Raw genomic sequence first — 24,001 nt, 5'->3', positions numbered from 1 at the left:
AACCTTTATTTGCTGAGTACTACAATTAAATTTTGAATCTCTTGATCTCTTCCTGTAATTTATTCGCACTTTCTTTAGCTCTCATGATCTGTTCTTTAACCTCATTCGATTTAATGTTTACCTGAGTCGCCCGATTTGCGATGTCAGTCGTTCCATTTGCGCCTTCATTCGCAGCTTGGGCTACCCCGTTAATTGCATCGGAAATGTTTTGTATTGACACCATAAGTTGTTCCGCGGTAGCACTAAAGTCGGATACAAGCCCATCTACGAAATTTGCATCTTCACTGTATTTCTCTGCTACATCCAACATTACCTTATAATCATTAATGACATCCACGGACACGAAAGACAGCAAACCATTAGAACTTCGTGAGAGATTATCAACTGCACTTGTAACTTTTGTGGTAACCTCCTGTATTTGCATCACCGCACTTTTTGATTGTTCAGCAAGTTTTCGTATTTCTTCTGAAACCACTGAGAATCCTCTCCCGGCTTCACCTGCTCTAGCCGCTTCGATTGCAGCATTTAAGGCTAGCAAATTGGTTTGTTCGGTAATCTGCATTATCGCTTCTGTTAATAAATTGATTTGACTGACAACCTTCGATGCTGCAATTGCCTTTTCCAACTTTTCTTGAGTATCAATAAATATATCCATTGCTTTCTGTTGTGCAGCATTAACATTTTTTTTGGTATCTCCCGCTCGCCGGCTGATTTCCTTTGACGAAACTGCTCCTTGTTGAGATTTCCCAGCGATCAACTGAACTGCTTTCTCAATTTCATGAGTCGTTGCAGACATCTCTTCAGATGCTGCAGATGTTTCTTCTGTACCTGCCGCCACCTCTTCAGTAGTAGCAGAGATTTCCTCCAAGCTCGTACCAAGAATGATCACGTTATCCATGACAGCATGTACTCCTTCATCAATGGCTGAAGATTCATTCTTTATACGATTGACCAGCTGCTTAATCGAATTCTTCATATCATTAATCGCGTTTGTAATTGACCCTATTTCATCTTTTCTGTCCAGGAACTTTGGATCAATTTCTTGTGAAAAGTCTCCACTTGCAACAATTTCCAAATACTGAGATGCTTTTACGATTGGTGTCGTAATTTTTTTTGTCGTAATCATAATCAATATAATCGTGATTAAAAGTAAGATGCCTGAAATAATTAAAACCATAAGTGATATGCTTCTTGCCCCTTCAGTTAGCTCATTCTCAGACATAAAGGATGCTAAAACCCAGTCCGTTCCGGAAACTTTATAGGGATTAACTATGTATTTTACTCCATCAATCATTACATCAAAAGGCATTAAATCTTTTGACATTAGCTTGTCTAGACCCGCAATATTGATTTCTCCCAGTTTTTTAAAATTATTTTTAGGATTATTCCCATCGGCTAAAACGATTCCTGTATTATGAACAATCATCGAAAATCCTGTTTTTCCAGTCTTGATAGAACTTAAAATATCGCTTATGGCAGACTGTTGTACATCGATTCCTATTGTGCCAATCAACTTTCCATTGGAATCTTTAAAAGATCTTACATTGCTCGTAATCAAAGTATTAGAAATACCATCGACATAAGGCTCTGTTCTAATAATAGCGCCATTACCGCTTTGGCCAGTTTTATACCATCCTTTTTCCGGCGGATTAAATTTCTCAGTGGGTACTTTAGTTTCTGGCCACTGTAGGTAGGCACCATTTTCAGTGCCGAAGTACACGTACATTGTACCTGGGTGATTTTTAGCATAGTGATCAAATACTTCATAAATTTGCTGCTCTAATCCCCCATTTTTTGAGGGTGTCATTTGAACCTTTTCAGTATTATTTACGTAGGACGTAATACCGCCGTTTGCGGCTTCCATAACCAATGGATTTGAAGCCATCATATTGATGTCTTTATCAATCTGATCATAAAAAATTTTAATTGATTTTTCTGCGATCTTCATCTGTTCATTTGAATTACTAAAATAGTTATTTGTTGATTGCTGAATTACTTCATAACTAGCGATACCACCAACTGTTGCTAGGGACAATAAAATAATTACTACCGAGAACACTAAAAACTGAGTTCGAATACTTTTAAATTTCATCCATAAATCCTCCCCATCACAATAAAGTCTGAGCTAATCACGTATAAATAAGCAATAAAATTGTCTACACTTTCACTTTTAATATTGATTTCAGCAATTTTCCTTTGCCGCTCTATGAAATAGCAGGACCGCTTTCTTAACTGCAACTTGCCTATTAATAAACTCCACAACTTTGAGAAAAAACAAAAAGCAACCTAAAATTAGGTTACTTTAAATCAGTGACATATTTTAAGCAACCAGGCTATCATGTTCATAAAAGAATTTAGACCCTATGGCTTTGCGCCCCGTTCTTTCAAACGGTTTGCCCAATATTCTAATTAATGATAATTCGGAATCAATAATCTCATCCTGTGCAACATTGTATTGGTAACGCATCTTCCTTAATCTTATTACTTACATATTTATCCTCGATTAGTTAATATACATTATTTAAGTAAATAATAGCAATAGTTATAGCACTCTTCAACATTATTCCGTGTATACCCCGTATATATTCCGTATATATTCTCATATAGATATGGTGGAGCTCCATTTGAAAACCACTAAACCCATTTAGTATTGAATGCAGGTATAGGAATGTCTTTCTAAAAAGTAAGAGGTCTTGAGTATACGATATATGTACCTCAAGGCTTTTATCATTTTATATTTATTATTTATCGAGGGTATGCAGGGTAGAGGCGAGATATTACTGTGAGGCTGTCCATCAATCTATTATTAATGGAACATCTTACATGTTGAATTATTACATTCTTTACACTATTGTTATAAATGCATTTCTTGATGTTTCCATATGTTGTTCTATTCAAAAGGTAAAAACGCACATAAAAAGAGAAGGGGTTTTAAAAATTTTAATGACAAAAAATCTATTTAAAAGGGCATTATCATGTTTAGCTATTGTTGGGACAATCCTAACCATAGCTCCGTTTCAGGCATATGCCGACAACGGGGTGACAACTTCACGACTTTTCGGTTCAGATAGAATTGGAACTGCCGTTGCTGTTTCAAACGCTGGATGGATGACCGCGGATACGGCAATTTTGGCCCCATCGTCAGATGCTAACTTAGTTGACGCCTTAGCGGCTGCTCCATTGGCCGGAAAGGAATCGCCAATTTTATTAACTGAAAAAAATGCATTAAACACGACTACAAAGGCAGAATTACAAAGATTGGGCGTGACGAAGGTCTTTGTCGTAGGTGCTATCGATCAAACAGTCGTTGACCAACTAAACGCCACAGCAGGCATAACCGCTATAGCACTTAAGGGAGCTGATCGTACAGCTACAGCAGCAGCTATCTCTGCCAAACTTATCAACCCTGCAGGTTCCTTTGTTGTTGGTTACGGAGCACTGGCCGATGCCTTATCGGTGGCTTCCTATGCTGCAGCCAACAATTACTCGATTTTAGTAACTAATCCTGATGGAAGCCTTCCCAATTCAGAAGAAGCCTATAAAGGAGCCAACGTTAACATTATTGGAGGGCCTACCTTGGTAGCTGATATTCCAGGGGCTACTCGCTACTACGGAGCTGACCGTTTTGCAACAAATAAGGCTGTTCTTAACGCTTTCACTTATAACTACGATAAAGTCTACGTTGCCAATGGCACGGATGAACACTTGGTAGACTCTCTCGTTGCATCTTCTCTTGCAGCTAAATCGGGGGCTCCTATTGTCCTAGGTGATACTACTAGTTCTGCAGCAGCTTCCGACGTTTATTCAAAACTCGCGGCCAATGCTGTTGTGACTGCTCTTGGCGGCGTGACAGTAGTTCCCGAGAGTCTGCTTGCCGATGTTGCCTACAACGTTGCTCCTGCAGATAATCCGCTCGGTAACTCTAGGCTTAATCCAGCTCCGTTAAACCAAACTAAAGCAATAAGCGTAAAGAATTACTCTGATAATTACACTGCACAAATAACGGTTAAACAAATCATAAGGGGATCCGAAGCTTGGACCATGATTCAAAACGCAAATATGTTTAATAGTGCGCCTAAGGATGGCTACGAATATATTTTAGCCAAAATCAATTTTAACTTAGTGGATATTGCAAACGAACAAGCACTTGATATTTATAATACAGACTTCAGCCTAATATCTTCCGATGGGAAAGAATATGACCCTGTATTTGAAGTTGCACCGGATCCAGAACTCGATGCAACTCTCTATAAAGGCGCAACTACTGAAGGATGGGCAATTTATCAAGTGCGTATAGGTGATACAACACCTACACTAACATTTGGGCGCAATTACGATGGAACGGGTGGCGTTTGGTTTAAAGCTTATAATAATTAAAAAGGCCGCTGAGATGCAACTTTTGGTCTTTCTTCAACAAATCTAATTTGAATTTTTGTAATAGTTCTGTTCTCTAAACATCAAAAGCCTTGAGTTTGCACGATTGCTTGCATCTCAAGGCTTTGATTATTGTGGCAGAACCTATTTCATTTCCCATAAAGGAATCATATCTTTTCCTATATATATCTTCATTTCTAACTTAATTCGTTACTTACGTTCCGCCCTTCAATATTATCCTTTATTTTATTCTTCTTCGAGCTCATATGATCGTTGACAAAAAGAGAGGTATTGACATACAATACAATTGACATAACAAATATGTTAAGTTAACAATTAAGTCGAATTGACACAAACGTATAATTTGCATTGTTCAAGGAGAGAGTATTAAATGATACAATTCAATCAAGATGGGGTTCTATCGCCTGGAGATTACCCAATGACTATTGAACAATTAAAAGATTCATTATTAGTACACGGACCAGAAGATGGTTCGCCATGGAACAATCAGAAACGTTTAATGTTAGTTAATAATTTAGCTATTCTAGTAAATCAACTATATACGGTAGGAATAGATCAAATCTTTATTGACGGCTCCTTTGTCGAGGACAAAGCAAGTCCTAGCGACATTGACGGTTACTTTGTTGCTAATCCTTATACACTTCAAGACATTGTAAGAGAATTAAATAAAATAGACCCATATAAGGTGTGGACTTGGGACTGGAATAGTAGAATCTATGATCGTAATTCTGCAAAGCCCCAATTACCTATGTGGCACCGTTATAAGGTAGAATTATATCCCCATGTAGGTCAAGGCTGCGGAATTTATGATGAACACGGAAACGAGCAAATGTTTCCAGCAGCATTTAGAAAAACTCGTGACACTTTCTTACCAAAAGGTATTATTCAAATAATTAAATAAGAGGAGATGTTAATTGTATGGTAATTAAAAATGAACCAGCATATTTAAAGGCTGTTGAAAAACTAAAACAAGATCAAGAATTTATTAACAGTGAAAAAAGACGGTTTGAGGAAATGGGATTAAATTCTGAACAAATTAAAATGGCAATAGAACCTTTATTATCATTTCACGAACAATTAAAAGCCGAAGTAGAATACTACGAAAAGATAAAACGTGGTTCATTTAACCCAATATACAAATTCACCGATATAGGAAAAACCCTTATTGCATATAGAATATATTTAGGAATGACACAAGCCCAATTAGCTAGTAAGCTAGGGGTTAGTGAATCCCAAGTATCTAGAGATGAAAGACATGAATACTACGGTGCTACTACAGAAAAAATAGAAACTGTTATGGAGGCAATGGGTATGAAAGCCACTATAAGTATTGAAATTGATGGAGAATTGGGGGCATAACTTTTTTAGATATACGTTAAGATTCATTTATATCCCAACAAACGTTCAAGTCCTGAATTAACCAGAAGTTCTATAGATTTATTCGCCAAGCCAACTAAAATTGTATTAATTCAAATGGGGTATGATCTACTAAAGATACATACCCCTATTTTAGTATAAACATGTATAGGACTAATAAATTATAATACTTATCCGACTGATTAAATTCATATAATTGCTTTATTTAAACTAGATTTAACATCGCTAACTGCGGGTTCTTGGGGAACCGTAGTTTTATTTACAATTTTTATTTTTTAACAAAAAAAGATGTTTATATTAGGGCAGCGGCTTAGGTAGTTCTCAAAAGCTAATAATTTCTTGCTTATATATTTATCATCATATATCTGTATCATTTTTCCTCACCTTACTATTATCGATTTACTTCATCTTATTCTACTTCTTATTCGCTCCTCTTAATTTATCTAATGCCCATCCAGCGTATTCCCTTATCAACTCATCATCACTTTTCATTGCTGATTCTAAATCTGGTATATAAGACTCATTCCCTGAATTTCCCATAGCTATTATTGCATTTCTTTTAAACATTCTAGGCTTAGAGATATAGTTGTACATTATCGGTTGTATTCTAGATTTGAAGAAATCATCATCCATATTAAGAATAGCAGGAAGCGTTAATTCTTTAGATATAGTTTCCAAATACTCATCTTTTGGCATTATTTGTTTATCCTTTATTTTATTTCTAGGACAGACTTGTTGGCATCTATCACATCCATGAATCCTACTACCAATTTTTTCACGTAATTCAAGGGGAACTTCTTTTGTCATCCAGTTATTATACCCAATACATAATTTTGGGTTCAGACGAAAAGGTTCCAGAAGGGCTTGTGTTGGGCAAATATCTTTGCATTTTGTGCAATTTGATGGACATTTGTTTTGCAATGTTGGTGTATCATATTCTAATTCTTTATCTATTACCAAGGTGTAAATCATTATATATGAACCAATTCCATCAGCATATGCAAAGTTATTTTTCCCGATTGTTGCAACACCTGCTCTTGCTGCTGACCAACGGGCAGGAACATGGATGTCATCTCTCACTTCACAACCTAATTCATTTAAATAATCGACCATCAATTTAAGTCTAGCACCATTAAGAGAGTGCGGTTGCGGGTTATAACATCTGGCAAGATAAATGCTTCCTATCATATTATCTAGGTTTTCAGGTATAGACTTTTGTTTGTAGTCCAACAGCAAAACAACAATCGATTTAGCTGAAGGCATAAGCTTTTTGGGGCTACATGTAACGATATTATTCTTTAAAATAAATTCATAATTCTCCCTTGAATTTAATTTTTCCAAATACTCATCAAAATCATCTGCAGTTGTTATACCAACTCTCCAATATCCTAAATATTTCCCGAATTCCTTGATTTTAGTAGTAATCGTCATAATATTACCCCCATTAAAAAGCTTATTATGAATTAAAGATTTTCAATAACATCAAGAATTTTTCTAAGTTGTTTTATGTTGTCACTGCCGACTTTTTCCTGAATGTATTTTTGTGCTTCTTTCCATAACAAGTTACAACTTTCAAGTTTTTCGAGCCCTAAATCCGTCAATGATACTTGGCTATCTCTACTTTCATTCGTTGACAAATCGATAATATAACCTCTTTCCCTTAGTATTTTCAAATTCCTTGTGATAGTAGACCTGTCTAGTTTTGCATAGTCAGCTAATTCCACTTTGCTACATGATTCTAGCAATTTAATATCGTTTAGTAATGAAAACTGACTCACTGTTAAGCCTGTGTCTTCCAACTTTTTGTCATAGAACTTTGTTATTGAGTTCGTCGCACGCTTTAGATTAATACAGTAGCAAGGATTATTCCGCGGTGATATTTCTCGCATTTTATCTGCCCCTTTAGTAAATTATAAAGTTGTATATACAATTGTTGTATATACAACTTAACACATAAAATTTAGTTTGTAAAGAAGATTAAAGTATAAAAAATCAACAATCCCCACAGGTCAATTTCCTGTGGGGATCTCTTCTAACATATGTGATTTTTAGGGAAGCAAGCATAAATTTTCTTACTTTAAAAGGATGCATATCTTTTCCAAAACGAAATTTTATGGGTAATGCCACACTATGAGTTCCTTACTTGCTATGTATTTGAGAAGTTAGGTAAAAAAAGATGCCACCCAAACTTCCCATTATGTTCAAAATCTTATCGACAAACTAGAATTCAACCTCTTCTACTAATTTCATCTGTTATCAATGATTTTGAAATATATATTGCTTTTATCCTGTTCTTAAGGAGTGTGTGCTGAGAGGTACCCTCAACAAATTTTGGCTTGTTTTTTTCACATCTACTGATAACTGAAGAAACAATTTGTAGAGCTTCTTCTAATTCTTCTCTTGTATATTTGCCCATAGTATTTCACCTCCAGAAAGACTGTTCCCAAACATCAACCGTCGTTCAGAGCAGGTAATTAAAGACGATTCAACAAACCATTGGTAAATAAAATATTTCTCATATTATCAGCATCTGTTTTTGCAAGTCGCCCCGTATGAGCACTATTTCTTCGCAATTGGTTGACGGAACGAAGATCCCCTAAATAGGCATTATATGGCACAATTGAATGGCTATCAATTTCACCAATAATTTCTCCTAACATTTTTTTATTGGAAGGTATTCTTCCTTCTAGCAAAATACGAAGTCGTTTCTCTACAACTTTGGAATACTCCACAATTATTGGGGCAAAATCAATAAAACTATTTTTATGAATATCATACAAGATATTAGCTGTAATAAGAAATTCTTTGGAATCAGAATCCAGATGTGGATACTGGGATATAATTTGAGCCTCTATACTTGAGTAAAGTGCAGAATGGTTAACAATTACCTTTTTCATTTCCTCTAAAATCAAATCCATCTGCGCTTCAAACTCAGCCCAATTATCTGATTCATTTAGATTTATATACTGAGAGTTTCCTTGTAACTGCATTAAGCTAGCGGCCCATTGTTTGAAATAATTTGTCTGAGTTTTCGCTTGATTTGTTGTTTCTTCAATAATGGCTTTCGCCTCATCATATGCTTGAGAGAAATTATCCAGTGTTGGGATCACACTTTCCCATATCTCCCACTCATCTTGCTCACCCAAAAGTTCTTTTCCCAAAACCATATATGCTTTTGCTTTATCATAACTTTTCAATTGCACAGACGCATGAATTAGCCCCTTAAAAGCCTCCAGTTTAATACTATCTATAGAGGTATTGGATGCCACAGAATACATATCATCTCCATTTTCATCTATAAAAGTTAAACAATTATTATTATTTTCCTGAGACGAAAGACAAAGCAAGTAAGTATCTATTGCATCTTGATATTTTGCGTTGCGTTTATATATATCAGCCAATGTCAAGAGCGTACAATCATCTTCGACCAAAAACAATGCTTTTTTACACCATTCAATTGCCCCGTCATATTGGCCTGTGGATTTCAATAATTCTGCATAGTTATGGTAGTTTAAATTACTAGGTTTATCTCTAACCAGCTCTTCACCGAGCTTTATTGCCTCCGGCCAATTTTTATCTTTTATAAACGCTGTAAGCAAATTGCTTTTTAGGCCATATTCAACATCGCCGTCTGAACATATATCCAAACCCTTTGTTAAATATGTTATTGCTTCTTTAACACGGTTTATTTGAGGATTAATGCAAATAAGCCCTAGATTACAATAAATTTCTGCATTAGGCCACTCTTCAACACACCTTTTAGCAACCTCGTAAGCTCTAACTATATCATCCCCGGTCCCCATATAATAGGAAGTCGCACTTCCACATAAAGGGGGATAATTTTTATATATTTCAAACAGCGTATCAGTAAGTATATTAAGCCCATCCTTACTTTGCTGCGAATGGACATCAATATTTGCCTTCTGTACGGCTTGTTGGTAAAACATAAGTATTTGCATTTCTGCTTGCTTTAAAATTGATGGATGAATAGATTTTAAAACCCTGCTCGCTAAAGTAAAGTCAGCCTCAAGTATATTGATTTCATATAAGACAAGTAGTGCTTGCTGATTTTTTTGCTTAAACACCAAAGCCCTTTCACAGGCAGCTTTGGCGGCCTCAATAAATTCCTTACTTTTTGTATCATATAAGAGAAATAAATTGGCTCTTGCAATATTTACGCAAGTACCTGTTGAAAATACATATTCATCAGTCGCCTCAAGTATCGTGTTGCCCAATGCAATAATTTCTTGGCAATTTTCAATTGTTGGATTTTTAAGCAACTTTATTTGTTCAAAATATAGAGCTTCATAATTAGGTTTGTTTAAACAGCAATCTTTATATTTTTTTCCACTTCCGCATGAACATGGATCATTTCTTCCAATTTTCATTTAATACCTGCCTTTAATATATAGAGGGTATTTTTTAAAAAAAACCGTACAGAGAATTTCCCTGCACGGTTTACATGCACTAGTCACATACTTTATATGGAGAGGCGCATGGCCTACCATTGCCTAATTATACCAAAAATAATTGAATCACTCAATATGAATATTTCAAACTGTTACACCATATTTTAGTGTTATGTCTTACCCAATTCTTTCCCCAGATTTTCAAGTGCTATCTGGAAATAGTTTAGCTCTCTGGCGATACCATGTAGTGCGTATAACCCCATATCCCTATAGATTTTTGAGATGCTGCAGCTATGCATCGTATCTTCTTTTTTACCTGTTATCATTTTTTGCAGCAATTCAAGGCATCTATATCTATCCGTTGACCATAAGTGAAACATTATCTCAAGTTCCAATATGGTCATGATATAACAACTATCGTCAGTTCCGAATATTTCCGGTAAAGCTGCTTCAATTAAGCTCGTATTTTCAATCGTTTCATACAAAAGAATTATTTTTATAATCGGTTTCGGCGTTTTGATTTCTGTACAAGTGGCTTGAATTTGATTATATGCCTCTGTAATTGCGTTAGTAAAAAACTTATTTAAAGCATCTAAATCGGGTGTTTGCTGCTTTACCGATAAGCGGATTAATGAGGACTTTTGCTCAATAACCAATACCGCATCTTCTAAATCAAAGTAGAAATCAGCGCTTTTCTTTTTCGCTGTAGGTATGACTTTCCACTGTTCTGGTAGAAAATGCTTCCCAGCCAGTTCTTTTAGATAATCTTCGAACATAGTCCCAAAAGAATTGACAAATTCTTGGCTGCCCAAATCGTTGTAATAATCCCTCATTAACCAATAAAGGCTATTACTGATCATCCAGAACACTAAATAGCAATTTGAAGCAATATATGCCCCAGATTTATCAGTGTGAATGAATGGCCTTGAGTAGAAAATTTGTTTTTTAATCGGAGAATGCCGTACATCACTGTAGTCGCACGAATAATATTTGATATATTTTTCAATATTCTCTTTGGTTAATACCGTATCATTCTGTTTTCTGTACATTTTTTCCGGAGCGGTAAGCGGATCGCAGTGCTGCATACATAGCCAATATACGATCAACTGCACAGATATGTATTCATCAATTGACCAGCCGAATTTTTCTCTGATTATTTGTTCCAATCTAATCTTCAAGTTTCTATTTATTTTATCTGATGCCACCAATATATGATAATTTCTGTTGAAGTTTTCATATATCCAGCCCATATTTTGAAAAGGTAATTGTTCAGAGACCATTCCGAAGAGTATCTTAAAAACACCGCTGAGATCGGCTTCCCGCAAATCCTCCGCAGGAGATTCCTGGTTTTCAAATTGGCGATACAGATCAACAATCTGCCCAACAGTATAAGCTGTAATTGAATTTCTGTAGTCATTACTGTTGCAAATCGCATGATACTGAATTCCATGGATGTCCCATGCCGACAATTTAACTGTCATAACTCTCCTTATAAAACCTTGAACGATTGGAACATCAACATCGTGTAAGTATTCTTGTTTCTTGCACATATCAATAGAGATTTCCGCAAACTGATGTATAAGCTTTTCGGCACTTATTCCTTTTATGGTTTGAATAAAATTTTTCATATAATATCAACCCGCTTTAGCTGTTTCCAATAATAAGCATTTATTGTAAACAAGGACTGTCCGAGAAGGGTTGTCCAATTTACCGTAGGCATTTCAAATCCTAGCGCTTATTAGCCATCATCTACTTGAAATAGTATCATACAGCTTTTCGAAGCACATCTCAATGCTGGGAGCAATTTTATTTGGAGAGAAGTTCTCCGCTGAAACTTTTGCTTGTGCCAATGAATCAAAAAGCATACCCTGAAAATTCAACTTCAAAGCAGCCTGATAAAAAGTATTAACAGATAGGCACTCAAATTTTTCTTTGTTATATAAGCGATAGATCAAATGAGCAATACAGCATTTATATCGCACATCTGGAATTATGGGTAGCTCTTTAAAGCTATCAGACAGTAGCATAAAATAGTTAAACGAAACCATATTCCTTAAATATGGAATACAATTATACTCAACACAAGACATTAGAACATCGACCGATTGCTGAATATATCCATACACTAAAATGAAAAACTTATGTGCATCAGTACTGTTTTCTTCGAACATATATTCAAGTTCATGCACAGCATTTTGAAATCTTTGTACGAAGGGTTTTGTTATGTCATCGTTTTCGGTAAAAATTATGATGTTTCCAATATCGTCTCTTACATACTTTAAAATATCATTCCAAGTGTTGCATTTAAGAAAATAGTCTTTAATATCTTTGATTCCTTTAAACAGACTAATAAAGGCTTTTTCTCCTTCCAAATATAAAGGCATGTGCTCATTACTTTGACTTAGTAGTCTTAATGGCAGAACAAGAATCTTATTATCACACTCTTCTAATATACGAATATTATCTGTTGCGATTAATACAATTTGTTCCTTCAGTCTGTTGTTAAAATTGCCCGGGACCTCCTTGGCTAACACCACAGAATACTTACTTAAAGGGTCATCCAAGATATGCATTTTCCCTAACAGCAAAAATGGATAATGCTCGTTGTCGCCTATATCCATAAAAGTTGAGGCAGTAAAAACATAGCTGTCGTTATTGGAAATAACATAATGTAAATACATCTTCACAGCATCCATATTTGAATACCAGAAAATATTAATTTCATCTAGCGAAGAGTATGCATTCTGCAACCGCAAATTTGGCAACAATTTTATAAGCAATTCCTTATATTGCTTTTGCAAATTAAAAATATAATTTTTAAGCACGTCATACCTCAAACTTTATCACCTCCTCATACAAGAGAGAAGGGATGCCATATAATTCATTTAGAAGTTCTAATGTTTTTCTCATTATCATTATGCAATCTGGTAAAACACTCTTTAAATTATTATGATCTTCTACATCTGGAACACAGTGGTATTGATGCGCCGGATTGTGACATTTTACAAGAGAACTTTCTCTAATGGCACCCCATAATCCATGTTCAAATGAAGAATCATAGTCATAATACAGTCCATACAGCTCTTTTTCATTTACTGCCTCTGCTTTTAGCCTTATATTTTGCTGATCGAAATATCGTGTATCCATATCGATGCTTTCTTCTATAATAAATTCATTAACCAATGCTTCAATATAATCCTCGTCGAAATGACAATTAGGTTTTATATCACTACATTCTCTATGACGTGCTAATACTAATTTGTATAGCCCGAGTCCATAGTATTGATATTCCCTCCAAATATTTTGATGCTCTGATTCCTTTTTGATTAAGTATTTTAACATTATATAATTCTCAATCATGCCTCTTACGCAACTACGCCCAGAAATTGAGTTAAATAGTTTATGATCTATTACCTCTTTAAACCGCTTATAAGAATATGTTCCAATACCAAGGATGACCTTTGTTTTCTCATCCAAAGGATTAACAGAAGTAAACAATTGCGAAAGATATAAAAAGACCTCATGGAGTTGTTCCGAATATAGAGAAACATCTGCTTCTTCATTTTCAAAGTTTATAGTATATAAGGTGCAATCAGTCATGCTACTCATCCCTTTCCAAAAGTGTGCAATATATTCTGTGTTTGCTTTTTCAAACTCTAATGACATCATTTCCATAGACCTTATCATAGGGCGAATCATTCTCATCTTTTCATCCGTATGATTTAATATGGGATATTCCAAAAGCAAATCGCCTTGTTCTTGCTGAATGCGTAAACGGCCAGACATCAACTCAAAATATAAGACCACAAAACGAATATCAGTTGATTCATGGGTTTGATGATCCATAAGATTCTTCATAGTTTCAAGGATAATATTTTGGCGCTGATTAATAGTAAGGCTGGGGTCAGAAAAAAACTCAGCAAACACAGAATACTTACTTTGAGTGAGAAATAATGTAAGGGGTGCCAATATACTTTTTGAAATAATGGTATTTATCTTTTCATAAAAAGAAGCTTGAACAGGATATTCTAAAGATAAAATGTCAGATATTCTCGGAACCAGTAAGTTTGGTGCAAGATTATGTAACAGTACAATTATTTCATATATTTTTGCCAATCCTGCTCTGCGACCATATTTCTTCAACACCAAACCTATCCATAAATATTCTGGCAAACGACCATACGTCCAAGATTTTTCATCATCAAGTTGGGTCATTATTGTATTAAGTGGAGTTGTAAATTTCCCCTTTTTAAAAATATGATCTGATAGTTTGCTTGGCTGCATATTGTCTCCACCTCTTTCTATGCGTTTATTCACACATTTCTATTTTCACGCCTCTTGAAGGGCTCTTTCTATCTTCTCTCTCTCCCCACTGCCATTAGTAGCAAGCCGCAGGAGAGGAACATTATGTTTCTTCAAAATAGCATCCTTTAACGCATCCCTGTGCAGTTGATCTGGGTTGTTTTCGTGGAAAGCAAAACCATCTACCTCCACGACCAAAACACAGCTTTTATCCAACTTACGGAATATAACAAAATCTAAAGATGCCCTGTTGCTGACAAATTTCAATTCTTCCGGGTTAAGTAGATCTACTGTATTCAATAGGTTGCGTAGCAACATTCCATGCGCATAATTGTAAACGGCATATTGGGGCTTTTTTAGGATTTCTTCTAGAAGTACGCGCAGCGCCTCTTCAGACTGATATCGGGCTTTCGGGTCCATCTTTGCCTTCAATGATATCAGCTTGCTGGAATACTTTCGGTAAAGCAAGTCGAAAACAGACACCACCTGACTGTCGATAATAGTTTCATCCAGTGTGCTGTATTCTATATATCGGATGAGATCACTAATGTTTTTGCCTTTCTTGAAAAACAAGTCGTGATCCGTCACCAGTATAAATTGCTTGATGGCCCGCGACACAGCTACATTGATCATCTGCGGATCATCAACAAAATCTATCCCTTGCTGTCCAGCCCAGCTGCTATCCAGCACTGTGGACATGATCATGACATTTTTTTCTCGGCCCTGGTATTTATGTACCGTATCGATTTCAATACCGTCGGTGAGCAATTGTGTTGCTTTGTTTGCCTGCTTGCGATACGGCGTGACAAAGCCGATTCCTTCCCGTCTCTCCACAAGATCGGGGGCTTTTAAAATCTCTTCTACAATAACGTCGAGTTCACGCTGGTTATAGCGCCCTTTGCCAACGCCACGTGTAACCCGTCGCATGTGATTTCCTGCAGATGTTCTATAAAGCACTAAGGGGCACTCCGACGGACTTGGGTCGGTGTAGGGGATTAGCTGACCATCATAATATTTCTGATTGCAGAATTCAATGATCTGTGGATGACAGCGATAATGCTCCCGCAAAGTCACGCAAGGCAAGCTTTTGCCGTACAGACTGATAGCCGACGATAAGATATTATGCTGAAAATAGTTATATTCGTCGCACGGCGGTGTTGTTGTCAACTTGGCTTCGATTTCTTTATTGGTAATCTGAGGCAGTTGCTTGACGTCACCGACAATGATTACATTTCGGCAGCAGGAAAAAGCCAATACACCTGTAATTAAATCCACCTGAGACGCCTCATCGATGATCACATAGTCCAACAGATAATTTTGAGGGATGGAACGGCGTAAGGCGTGCGTCGTGCTGAGGATGATCGGATATACCTTAATAAAGTCATCAAATCTTATCTTAAAGCTCTTCTTTGTAAAGTCAGGCTCCGGCTGTACGCTATGGCTCTGATACAGGTATTTACGGAACAGCTTTTCGGAATACTGCTGATGTTCTTCAAGCAGTTTATCAAAGGAGGCGTTCTGCAATTGACCTTCAATGGCGGCAATTTCCTGCTCCATCATTTGAATCTGCTGCCGGTAAAATTCTTTTTGCAGAGATAACAGAATTGATGCTTCGTATGTTTCTAACTTTTTATAATCAAACACGCCATACTTAAAGAGTAATTTCAGTTTATATAAAAGTTTGTTAGATTGATTGTTTTCTTTGGCCAGAGAGGTTTCCGCCAAAAAGGAGATAATGCGGTCAGGGGTTTCCCGAAACAACGGTAATTTGCTGATCTCCTCAATATCCTGCCTGGAAAAATATTCTTCGAAATGTTCCTGCTCCAGCTGCCATGCTCGCAATTCCTGCCCCAGCTGTGCTCTTTTGCGGTCTTTTGTCAGCAGTTTGTTTAGCTGAATATTCAGAGTCTTAATATGCTGGAACAAAGTACCTTTTTCTTCTTCGTAATCCCATCCGTCAATTTTGGCTGTCGGCATATTGGCAAAAAAAGCGTCCTGATTATCTTTCTTGCCGAGCAAAGCAGTCAGAAAACCATAGCCCTGCTTGTCCATCTTTTCGATTACGTTTTTAACCGCTTCGTTATTATTGGATACGACAGCGACGCTTTTCCCTTGAACCGCAATGAGGTTGGCAAGGATATTTAAAATTGTTTGTGTCTTACCCGTGCCCGGAGGCCCTTCGATCACAGAAATAGAGTTGGCAACCGCATTCTCCAGTGCCGCTTTCTGGCTCAGATTAAAGCGGAATGGAAAGATCACGCCGTCCATGTCCGGCGTCCTAGCTTTAACTGGCCGCCGCGACAAATAGTGGCTGAGCACGCTTTCTGGATGAACAAAAGTAAGCTGCTCCATTTCTTGCTTTAAAAATGCCTCTTCTTCCGGCTTGTCCGATGTGTACTGAGCAATATCTCTTAGATAAGCCAATATTTGTTGTGCATTTTGATCGGAGGCGCCGTTGTCGATCAAGGAAAACCTTTCCGGATTTATTGTGTGAGTACTTCCGTTATATTGAATTATTTTAATCCTTTCCCCAAAATCGAGGATAATCTTGGGCTCATAGATAGGCAAGTTATCTATATATGCAACTCTTCCTTCTAATTCAATAACCCTTGGATTTTCAAGGATCTTTACTCGATTTTGATTATAGGGATAAACCTTATCTCCCGTTAGGTACACGACCTCTATCTTCCGTTGTACGACATCACGTCTTATACTCACTATTTCACTGGTTCTATCTTTGCCATTTACCAGAATCATGATCTTCCTGATATCCATAATTACCTGTTCCTTATTTAGTGTTGCCATACGCAATTTACACAAAATCGTTACTTGTACATTATTCTGATAATGTACAAGTACAAATTTTCAAAAATAATCTAAATAATAAAAAACTATCCAGGAAAATTCCTGCACAGTTACTCACGTTAATCTACTTTGAATGGACAGGTGCACGATCAATTATTGTCTAATTATACCAAATATGGTCTGAATCTTCAACATTTTAGTGAATGTAGCGCCATAAGTATTAATACGACTTGTGACATCACAACTTGCCGATATGCCATTTAATAAAGTCACTTTAATCAAAAAGAGGAAATATAAAAAGTCTACCTCACATACCTGCCAAAAGTTATTAAAGACCTTCCACATAAAACAATCGTTTTCACCATCGGGCAGGCCTCATCACAACGCTGTCATGGAATCGTTCTTTTCGTCTATGAAAAAAGAAGAACTTTATCGTACTAACTACCATTCAATAGGTTGAATTCAAACAGCATATCAGTAAGTACATTGAATTGGACATTCCAAAAAGAAATGTTGCAAAACATCAACCGTCGTTCGTTTTGGTGGAGGCGAGGGGAATTGCACCCCTGTATCGAAGAGCTGCCACGAAAGCATCTACGCGTGTAGTCTTCTATTTAAGTTTTACCTCTTAGTCTCCAGAAGACAGGATCCGTCCGAGGCTATCTCGATAATCTTAGCTAATGACTCCGAGAATTGTCATTAGAGCAGTCCTACTGTTTTGACACCCTGACCCTTCATCGTAGGCGCAGAAGGCAGGATGCTAGCGGCAATTAAGCAGCTAGAGCGTAATTTTCGTTGTTAACTATTAAGATCCACCGTTTAACGAGACCAGGTGGAATCTCGACGCGCAACTCTCGCCACCGCTTCCCCGAGCGAGTCTAAAACGCCCCCGTATTTGATTTACATTGATAGTATATCATTTTTTTATTCATTTAATAGAGGTACTTCTTAGTTTTGTATGTTTTCTTTAGTTTTTTTTCCATAAAAATACTTCTTGACGTTATGACACTTTTGTCATATTCTCAAGGTGACATTGCTGTCATGTTCAAAAACCATTTAACTTTCTTTAAAGGAGCGGTTTCCTTGCCAACTCAAACCTTTTTTAATCTGCCTGAAGAAAAGAAAAATCGAATCATTCGCGCAGCTATTCAAGAATTCGCTGCCTATAGCTTTGATCAAGCCAGCATTGCCCATATCATTGAAAATGCCGGAATTCCACGCGGAAGTTTTTATCAATACTTTAACAATTTAAAAGATGTCTATAAATATATTATTAATCTGGCAGGAGAGCAAAAGATTAAATATTTCCAAGAAACCGTTCCGCAGTTTGAAGGAAAAGGATTTAACTTTTTTTCAGCACTCCGCGACCTATGTACAGCCGGTTTTCAATTTGCATTAGAAAATCCAGAGCTTCTTGCTATCGGTAATAACTTTATTAAAGAAACGAATAAGTCTCTTCGCGACGAAATTCTAGGCGAACAACTTCCAAAAGCCCAAAATTTTTATGAAACGATGCTTCATAAAGGAATCGAGCTTGGACAAATCGATCCTCACATAGATCCGCATATTGCAACCTTGTTTATTGGGGCTTGGAGCACTGCCTTTACCGAATTATATTTAGCAGAACTCAAAAATCTCGCTCATGACAATCCTGAGGACGTTTGTGCCCTTTTAACAAATAAACAGTTTCAACAAAAAATTGACCAAATGATTGACCTGCTAGTTAACGGGCTAGCAAATAAACCTTTTTCTACAGTCAGCGAATGAGCTCAGCTCAAGGAGGTGGTCTCACATGAGCCTACTGGAAGGGAAAGAAATCCGTAAGATCTTTCAAACGGGAACCGTTAAAAACGAAGTCCTCAAAGGGATTGATTTTCAAATAAATCAAGGCGAATTTATTGTTGTTCTGGGACAAAGCGGTTCGGGCAAAACGACCCTTCTTAACATCATCGGAGGTATGTCTCCGCCGTCCTCCGGCGAGCTTTATTACCAGGGGCAGCCTCTTCATCAAGCAAGCGAAGCTGAACTGACCCTTTATCGCCGCAAGGAAATTGGGTTCATTTTTCAGCACTATAATCTCATGCCGAATTTAACCGCTTATGAAAACGTCAAACTTGCCGCTGAAATTGCTGCCCACCCTCTGGCACTTGAAGAGGTTCTGCGGGATGTTGGGCTGGAGGATTTAGCGGATCATTTTCCTTCTCAACTTTCGGGTGGCCAACAACAGCGGGTTGCAATTGCTCGGGCAATCGTCAAAAAGCCTGCCTTGCTTCTCTGTGATGAGCCAACTGGAGCCTTGGATATTCAAACGGGAATACAGGTTCTTAAAACCTTGGCCAAACTGAACCAAGACCTTCATATGACTATTGTGATCATTACGCATAATGCGAAAATTTCCAAAATGGCCAATCGCATCTTCTATTTAAAAGACGGGTTCTTAGATCATATTAAGGTCAATGAATATCCCCTTTCACCGGAGGAACTGACATGGTAGTTCTGCACAAGAAAGTCTTAAGGGATATCAAAGAAAATAAGGGTGTTTATATCGCATGCATGGTTGTCATCGCCATCGGCCTGATGGTGTTCACCTCAATGTCCATCATCCTGGATAACCTTAAAGGCGCCCAACAGAACTTCTATCAGAGCACGCACTTTGCGGATGGTTTTATTCAGTTAACCGGTTATCCGGAAAACAAAGTCAAAGCATTAGGAAACTCGCCGGGTATTGCAGATATCGAGGGACGTATTGTTAAGGATGTTAAGCTTTTTGCAGAAAAAAGCTCAGATAAAAGCTCATCCAATCATACGCTGCGTTTAGTTTCATTGAACTCACCTAACGCTTCAACCTTAAATCAGGTTCAAATCGCCTCTGGGCGTTTACCGAATGACAAAGCCTCGGAAATTCTCGTTGATCCCAAATATTTTGCAGCCAATCATCTTACCCTGGGAGACAGCCTAACCTTGATCCTCGATGGTAAGCGAGCAACCTTCACCATTGTAGGAACCGCTCAGAGCCCGGAGTTTATTTATGCTATGCGGACCGCCCAGGATCTTTATCCTGATCCGCAAACCTTTGGGATTGCGTATACCCCGCTCAGTACGGTTAAGGGGCTTGTCAAAGAAGCAAATCAGGTTAATGACATCGTTTTCACCCTAAAACCAGGGGCTGATTTTGATACGGTCAAAGAAATGCTTCAAACAGAACTTAAACCTTATGGCGTACAAAGCATTATTCCCCGTAAAGATCAAACCAGCCATGCTATCCTGACCAATGAATTAAAATCCCTTCAGGGAACAACTCGAACTCTGCCCGTTGTCTTTTTAGGGGTTGCGACCATCATCCTCTATACCATGCTCATTCGCCTGATCGAACAACAACGGGGGATTATCGGAACGTTGAAAGCCTTTGGCTTTACCAACCGCGAAATCGTTTTTCACTACCTGTCCTATCCGCTTTTCATTGGCAGCCTGGGCGGACTCCTCGGAGGCTTATCCGGAATTGCACTTTCCTACCCCCTGACATCACTTTATGAGGAATATTTCGCGTTGCCCGGTCTTAGAGGAACGTTTTCCTTTAAATATCTTTTTCTGGGTATTGTCCTCTCTCTTAGTTTCAGCCTTCTCAGTGGTATTAAGGGAAGTCTCAATATCCTCCGCTTGCAGCCTGCTGAAGCCATGCGTCCCGCTGCCCCAGCTTCAGCCCGCAAAACTTGGCTGGAAAAGATGACCCGACTTTGGAGCATGATTTCTTCTCAGGCTCAGATGGGCTTGCGCAACATCTTCCGCGCTCCGGCCCGCAGTTTAATTACCGTTTTGGGAATGGCCGTGATTTATAGCCTCATGAGTGTTTCCTGGTCAATGCAAAGCATGACGGATAAACTTACGACTTTCCAGTATGACAACATTCAAAAATACGATGTAAAGCTTTCTCTAACCCGTCCATTGCCGGCTCAAGCAACAGCCTATACCCTCGCCCGTGAACCCGGAGTTTCCAAAATAGAACCCGTCTTAGAAATTCCTGCTACCTTAAAAAATCAGTGGCTAAAAAAAGAAATCGTTATCATGGGGTTAACCCCTGACTCCACACTCTATAATATTTTAGATAAAAATGGGCAAAAAATTCCTGTCCCTGATAGCGGGATCCTGCTTTCAGATCGACTCGCCACCCTTCTTCAAGTTAAAGTCGGCGATTCCATTACAGTGGAAAGTTCCCTCCAAAAAGAACGGGTCGGCGCCAAAGAACAAACGATGGTCGTCAAAGGAATTATCCCTCAATACGTCGGGCTTAATGCGTTTATGGACATTAATACTCTCCAAGCTTTTCTGCAGCAGGGGCAAATCAGTACCTCCATGCTGATCAGCATGAATCCCCAGGAAGTCAGCGCTTTTAAAAACAAATATCGCGATGCAAGTGAGGTCGGTTCAATTGAAGCTATTCAGGAAAGCAAAGACAAAATCCTCCAGATGATGAAATCGTATGCCTTCACAACTTACTTTTTATCGATCCTTGCCGGAATTGCCGGTTTTGCCCTCATCTATAACTCGAGTATCATTTCACTCTCTGAACGGCAGCGCGAACTCGCCTCTTTACGCGTTTTGGGGTTAACTCCGAAGGAAGTCTTACTCGTCATTACCTCAGAGCAGTGGACGCTGACGCTTTGCGGCGTTCTCTTGGGGATTCCTCTTTCCTTTGGGCTTATTGCGGGTATGGCCCAAGCCTTAAGCACGGACTTATATTCCATTCCTGCTGAGCTTCCCCCACTTGCCCTCCTTAGTGCCGTCGCCGGAACCGCATTTTCAGTATGGATTGCCCAAACCCGAACTTACCATAAGATTAAGACCCTGCCCTTTGTTGAAATCCTTGCCACGAAAGAATAAAGCGAAGTCGCTTCCGATTAACCCCTATCATCAATACCTAATCTAGGAGGGATTTGTATGTCTCTGGAACACCTTGCATCTTCCCGTTTTGCAAAATGGCGCAATCTCAAACTCTTTTCCCGATTTAAAGGAAAAAAGAAGAAAAAGGGGTTGATCTTTGGCCTTATTGTTCTCCTGGGCTGTGCCGGAGCCCTCGCCTACACCGCGCTTCCCCTGCAAGGCAAGGTTCTTGCCGTTCATCCTGCTGAGTTTACCAAAGGGTTCACAGAGGAGGCCCAAGTTCAGGCCTTAAATGAATCGCCCATCTATAGTTCTATGGATGGTAAAATCCAAGCGCTTCATGTTCAAAACGGTGACCGCGTAACAAAAGGTCAAGTGCTGGCAGAACTCGATACTCAGGATTTAAACCATCAACTTGAGGTTTTGAAGGCCCAACTAACGAGTGTTGAAGGACAGAGCCAGCAAGCCTATCGCACACCTCAGGAAGCAGCTGTTCAACAGCAAAATCTCCTGATTGAACAAGCGGAAAAGGATTCAGAAGCTCAGGATCAAGCCCTTGCCCGTTCCAAAGCCCTCTTTGATGCAGGTTCAATTTCTCAAGTTGAATACGAGGACGCACAGCGGCAAGCCGATAAGGCGAAAAGCAACCTGGAACAACAAAAGCTTGCCCTCCAGCTCCTATATGAACAACTGACACCTGCTCCAGGAACAGCACTCTACTTTTCAGGTCAAAAAGACGCATTAAATACTCAGATCAGTCAGCTTGAAGATAAAATTCAAAAAGCAAAAATTACAGCTCCCCAAGACGGGATCATCAAAGATCTCACCCTTAAAGAAGGAATGGCCGCCCCAAACGGGCAGCTTTTACTCACTGTTGTTCAAAATCAAGGCTATCGTCTGGAAAGTTATGTTCTGGCCAGTGACGCTTTGGATCTTAAAACAGGAAGTCCTGTCAAAATTCTTCAGGCTACAAGCACCGGAGATAAGTCTCTCTCAGGGAAAATTGAATCCATCGCTCCTTCAGCGGTCGAACGTGTTTCCCCGCTCGGTCTGAAAGAAAACCGGGTCAAGATTACCATTCTCCTTGATACCAATGCCCCCGTCGTTCTCGGAAGCAATATGGATGTTCAATTTACCACTTACCAGGAATCAAACCGTCTTATCGTCCCCAAAACAGCACTTTTCCCGTATCAAAACGGTCAAGCACTCTGGGTCATTCGCAATGGCAAAGCAGCTTTGCAACCCGTGACGAAGGGTATAGAGAATAACCAGGACTGCATTATTGAAAAAGGACTTCAGGACGGAGATCAGGTCTTGCTTGATACTTCACTTAAAGGGCTTAAAGAAGGAAAACGCATCAAGGCTAAATCCTAATTCTAGATTTAAATTTGAAACTTGAAGATTGGAAGAAAAAATCCAGCGAATCTAAAAGATCCGCTGGATTTTTTCATTTCAAACAACTTCCTTACTCAGCGGACGGCTTGTTCTCTCCATCGTTTTGTTTCTGATCTCCATCCTGCTGCACAGAGCCACTGTTTCCATGATGTCCATGGTATCCATGGTGACCGCAGTGCCCCTGGTGCTCGCCGAAGCCATGATGTGCTCCATGATGCTTATGCATAGCTCGCATAAAGCTGTACATCGGTGATTCTTCGCCGTGATGTTCCCAGCCCGCATTCTTCGCTTTTTCACGAAAGTTCAAGAACGCTTCAAAAGCTTCCAACTTGTGCCTGAGCTTTTCCTTATCGCCCTTTAATGTCACTGTAAAGCCTTCTTCATTTTCCTCAAAGGAAAAGCTGAAATTCTCCGAACTCATAATCCATCTCTCCTTTATT

At 38.5% G+C, this 24,001-nt stretch carries 17 protein-coding genes, 1 other RNA gene, 1 pseudogene and 1 riboswitch; of the genes and pseudogenes, 7 read left to right on the top strand and 12 right to left on the bottom strand.

Going from position 1 to position 24,001, the window contains the following annotated elements; genetic code table 11:
• Positions 1–25 precede the first annotated feature (25 nt).
• Positions 26–2,092 carry a methyl-accepting chemotaxis protein gene (locus ACHOLT_RS04735; RefSeq protein ID WP_425806121.1) on the bottom strand — a complete coding sequence of 689 codons (2,067 nt, stop codon included), beginning with the start codon at positions 2,090–2,092 and terminating at the stop codon, positions 26–28.
• A 228-nt stretch (positions 2,093–2,320) separates the two neighbouring features.
• Positions 2,321–2,408, bottom strand: a riboswitch (cyclic di-GMP riboswitch).
• A gap of 535 nt (positions 2,409–2,943) precedes the next feature.
• On the opposite strand from ACHOLT_RS04735, the gene ACHOLT_RS04730 reads away from it, so the two are divergent.
• From ACHOLT_RS04730 to ACHOLT_RS04720, 3 genes are all read left to right on the top strand, one after another.
• Positions 2,944–4,377, top strand: coding sequence for a cell wall-binding repeat-containing protein (locus ACHOLT_RS04730; protein WP_425806119.1), 1,434 nt, complete (start codon positions 2,944–2,946; stop codon positions 4,375–4,377).
• A 388-nt stretch (positions 4,378–4,765) separates the two neighbouring features.
• Positions 4,766–5,296, top strand: a complete 531-nt coding sequence (locus tag ACHOLT_RS04725) for a DUF6932 family protein (RefSeq protein WP_425806118.1) — start codon at positions 4,766–4,768, stop codon at positions 5,294–5,296.
• Between the two features lie 17 nt (positions 5,297–5,313).
• A complete protein-coding gene (locus tag ACHOLT_RS04720; RefSeq protein ID WP_425806117.1) occupies positions 5,314–5,754 on the top strand; it encodes a helix-turn-helix transcriptional regulator in 441 nt (146 codons plus the stop codon).
• A 432-nt stretch (positions 5,755–6,186) separates the two neighbouring features.
• On the opposite strand, the gene ACHOLT_RS04715 is transcribed toward ACHOLT_RS04720, so the two are convergent.
• From ACHOLT_RS04715 to ssrA, 10 genes and pseudogenes are all read right to left on the bottom strand, one after another.
• Positions 6,187–7,203, bottom strand: coding sequence for an epoxyqueuosine reductase (locus ACHOLT_RS04715; RefSeq protein ID WP_425806115.1), 1,017 nt, complete (start codon positions 7,201–7,203; stop codon positions 6,187–6,189).
• A 32-nt stretch (positions 7,204–7,235) separates the two neighbouring features.
• On the bottom strand, positions 7,236–7,661 hold the full coding sequence (locus ACHOLT_RS04710) for a MarR family winged helix-turn-helix transcriptional regulator (RefSeq protein ID WP_425806114.1): 426 nt from the start codon (positions 7,659–7,661) through the stop codon (positions 7,236–7,238).
• Between the two features lie 338 nt (positions 7,662–7,999).
• Positions 8,000–8,188, bottom strand: coding sequence for a hypothetical protein (locus ACHOLT_RS04705; protein WP_425806113.1), 189 nt, complete (start codon positions 8,186–8,188; stop codon positions 8,000–8,002).
• A 58-nt stretch (positions 8,189–8,246) separates the two neighbouring features.
• On the bottom strand, positions 8,247–9,857 hold the full coding sequence (locus tag ACHOLT_RS04700; RefSeq protein WP_425807889.1) for a tetratricopeptide repeat protein: 1,611 nt from the start codon (positions 9,855–9,857) through the stop codon (positions 8,247–8,249).
• 231 nt (positions 9,858–10,088) lie between these two features.
• A pseudogene (locus tag ACHOLT_RS04695) lies at positions 10,089–10,157 on the bottom strand (SEC-C metal-binding domain-containing protein); the annotation flags it as partial.
• A gap of 194 nt (positions 10,158–10,351) precedes the next feature.
• Positions 10,352–11,809 (bottom strand): hypothetical protein, encoded by a 1,458-nt coding sequence (locus ACHOLT_RS04690; RefSeq protein WP_425806112.1) that lies wholly within the window; start codon positions 11,807–11,809, stop codon positions 10,352–10,354.
• A gap of 117 nt (positions 11,810–11,926) precedes the next feature.
• Positions 11,927–13,018: a hypothetical protein gene (locus tag ACHOLT_RS04685; protein ID WP_425806110.1), complete on the bottom strand. Its 1,092-nt coding sequence runs from the start codon at positions 13,016–13,018 to the stop codon at positions 11,927–11,929.
• Positions 13,008–14,465 carry a DUF5677 domain-containing protein gene (locus ACHOLT_RS04680; protein WP_425806109.1) on the bottom strand — a complete coding sequence of 486 codons (1,458 nt, stop codon included), beginning with the start codon at positions 14,463–14,465 and terminating at the stop codon, positions 13,008–13,010. The genes ACHOLT_RS04685 and ACHOLT_RS04680 overlap by 11 nt, the downstream gene beginning before the upstream one ends.
• A 45-nt stretch (positions 14,466–14,510) precedes the next feature.
• Positions 14,511–17,288 carry an AAA domain-containing protein gene (locus tag ACHOLT_RS04675; protein WP_425806107.1) on the bottom strand — a complete coding sequence of 926 codons (2,778 nt, stop codon included), beginning with the start codon at positions 17,286–17,288 and terminating at the stop codon, positions 14,511–14,513.
• Between the two features lie 540 nt (positions 17,289–17,828).
• Positions 17,829–18,179, bottom strand: a transfer-messenger RNA (tmRNA) gene (ssrA, locus tag ACHOLT_RS04670).
• Between the two features lie 150 nt (positions 18,180–18,329).
• Between ssrA and ACHOLT_RS04665 the strand changes: the two genes are divergently transcribed.
• From ACHOLT_RS04665 to ACHOLT_RS04650, 4 genes are read left to right on the top strand one after another with little or no spacing between them, the layout of a single operon-like run.
• Positions 18,330–19,055, top strand: coding sequence for a TetR/AcrR family transcriptional regulator (locus tag ACHOLT_RS04665; RefSeq protein WP_425806106.1), 726 nt, complete (start codon positions 18,330–18,332; stop codon positions 19,053–19,055).
• Positions 19,056–19,080: 25 nt separating this feature from the next.
• A complete protein-coding gene (locus ACHOLT_RS04660) occupies positions 19,081–19,782 on the top strand; it encodes an ABC transporter ATP-binding protein (protein ID WP_425806104.1) in 702 nt (233 codons plus the stop codon).
• The gene (locus tag ACHOLT_RS04655; RefSeq protein WP_425806103.1) at positions 19,776–22,166 is read left to right on the top strand and encodes an FtsX-like permease family protein; all 2,391 of its coding nucleotides are present in this window, start codon (positions 19,776–19,778) and stop codon (positions 22,164–22,166) included. The genes ACHOLT_RS04660 and ACHOLT_RS04655 overlap by 7 nt, the downstream gene beginning before the upstream one ends.
• A 57-nt stretch (positions 22,167–22,223) precedes the next feature.
• Complete coding sequence (locus tag ACHOLT_RS04650; protein ID WP_425806101.1) at positions 22,224–23,540, top strand: efflux RND transporter periplasmic adaptor subunit; 1,317 nt, start codon at positions 22,224–22,226, stop codon at positions 23,538–23,540.
• A gap of 91 nt (positions 23,541–23,631) precedes the next feature.
• On the opposite strand, the gene ACHOLT_RS04645 is transcribed toward ACHOLT_RS04650, so the two are convergent.
• On the bottom strand, positions 23,632–23,982 hold the full coding sequence (locus ACHOLT_RS04645; protein WP_425806100.1) for a hypothetical protein: 351 nt from the start codon (positions 23,980–23,982) through the stop codon (positions 23,632–23,634).
• Positions 23,983–24,001 lie beyond the last annotated feature (19 nt).

It is taken from the genome of Desulfitobacterium nosdiversum, assembly GCF_049860565.1.
Taxonomy (GTDB): domain Bacteria; phylum Bacillota; class Desulfitobacteriia; order Desulfitobacteriales; family Desulfitobacteriaceae; genus Desulfitobacterium_A; species Desulfitobacterium_A nosdiversum.
This window is presented reverse-complemented; position numbering and strand designations above follow the sequence as displayed.

Bases quoted from the DNA above. Each gene is read 5' to 3' on its own strand.
- ACHOLT_RS04715 (WP_425806115.1), bottom strand. From the start codon at position 7,203: ATGACGATTACTACTAAAATCAAGGAATTCGGGAAATATTTAGGATAT.
- ACHOLT_RS04650 (WP_425806101.1), top strand. From the start codon at position 22,224: ATGTCTCTGGAACACCTTGCATCTTCCCGTTTTGCAAAATGGCGCAAT.
- ACHOLT_RS04680 (WP_425806109.1), bottom strand. From the start codon at position 14,465: ATGCAGCCAAGCAAACTATCAGATCATATTTTTAAAAAGGGGAAATTT.
- ACHOLT_RS04720 (WP_425806117.1), top strand. From the start codon at position 5,314: ATGGTAATTAAAAATGAACCAGCATATTTAAAGGCTGTTGAAAAACTA.
- ACHOLT_RS04690 (WP_425806112.1), bottom strand. From the start codon at position 11,809: ATGAAAAATTTTATTCAAACCATAAAAGGAATAAGTGCCGAAAAGCTT.
- ACHOLT_RS04705 (WP_425806113.1), bottom strand. From the start codon at position 8,188: ATGGGCAAATATACAAGAGAAGAATTAGAAGAAGCTCTACAAATTGTT.
- ACHOLT_RS04710 (WP_425806114.1), bottom strand. From the start codon at position 7,661: ATGCGAGAAATATCACCGCGGAATAATCCTTGCTACTGTATTAATCTA.
- ACHOLT_RS04735 (WP_425806121.1), bottom strand. From the start codon at position 2,092: ATGAAATTTAAAAGTATTCGAACTCAGTTTTTAGTGTTCTCGGTAGTA.
- ACHOLT_RS04730 (WP_425806119.1), top strand. From the start codon at position 2,944: ATGACAAAAAATCTATTTAAAAGGGCATTATCATGTTTAGCTATTGTT.
- ACHOLT_RS04725 (WP_425806118.1), top strand. From the start codon at position 4,766: ATGATACAATTCAATCAAGATGGGGTTCTATCGCCTGGAGATTACCCA.
- ACHOLT_RS04645 (WP_425806100.1), bottom strand. From the start codon at position 23,982: ATGAGTTCGGAGAATTTCAGCTTTTCCTTTGAGGAAAATGAAGAAGGC.
- ACHOLT_RS04675 (WP_425806107.1), bottom strand. From the start codon at position 17,288: ATGGCAACACTAAATAAGGAACAGGTAATTATGGATATCAGGAAGATC.
- ACHOLT_RS04665 (WP_425806106.1), top strand. From the start codon at position 18,330: ATGTTCAAAAACCATTTAACTTTCTTTAAAGGAGCGGTTTCCTTGCCA.
- ACHOLT_RS04655 (WP_425806103.1), top strand. From the start codon at position 19,776: ATGGTAGTTCTGCACAAGAAAGTCTTAAGGGATATCAAAGAAAATAAG.
- ACHOLT_RS04660 (WP_425806104.1), top strand. From the start codon at position 19,081: ATGAGCCTACTGGAAGGGAAAGAAATCCGTAAGATCTTTCAAACGGGA.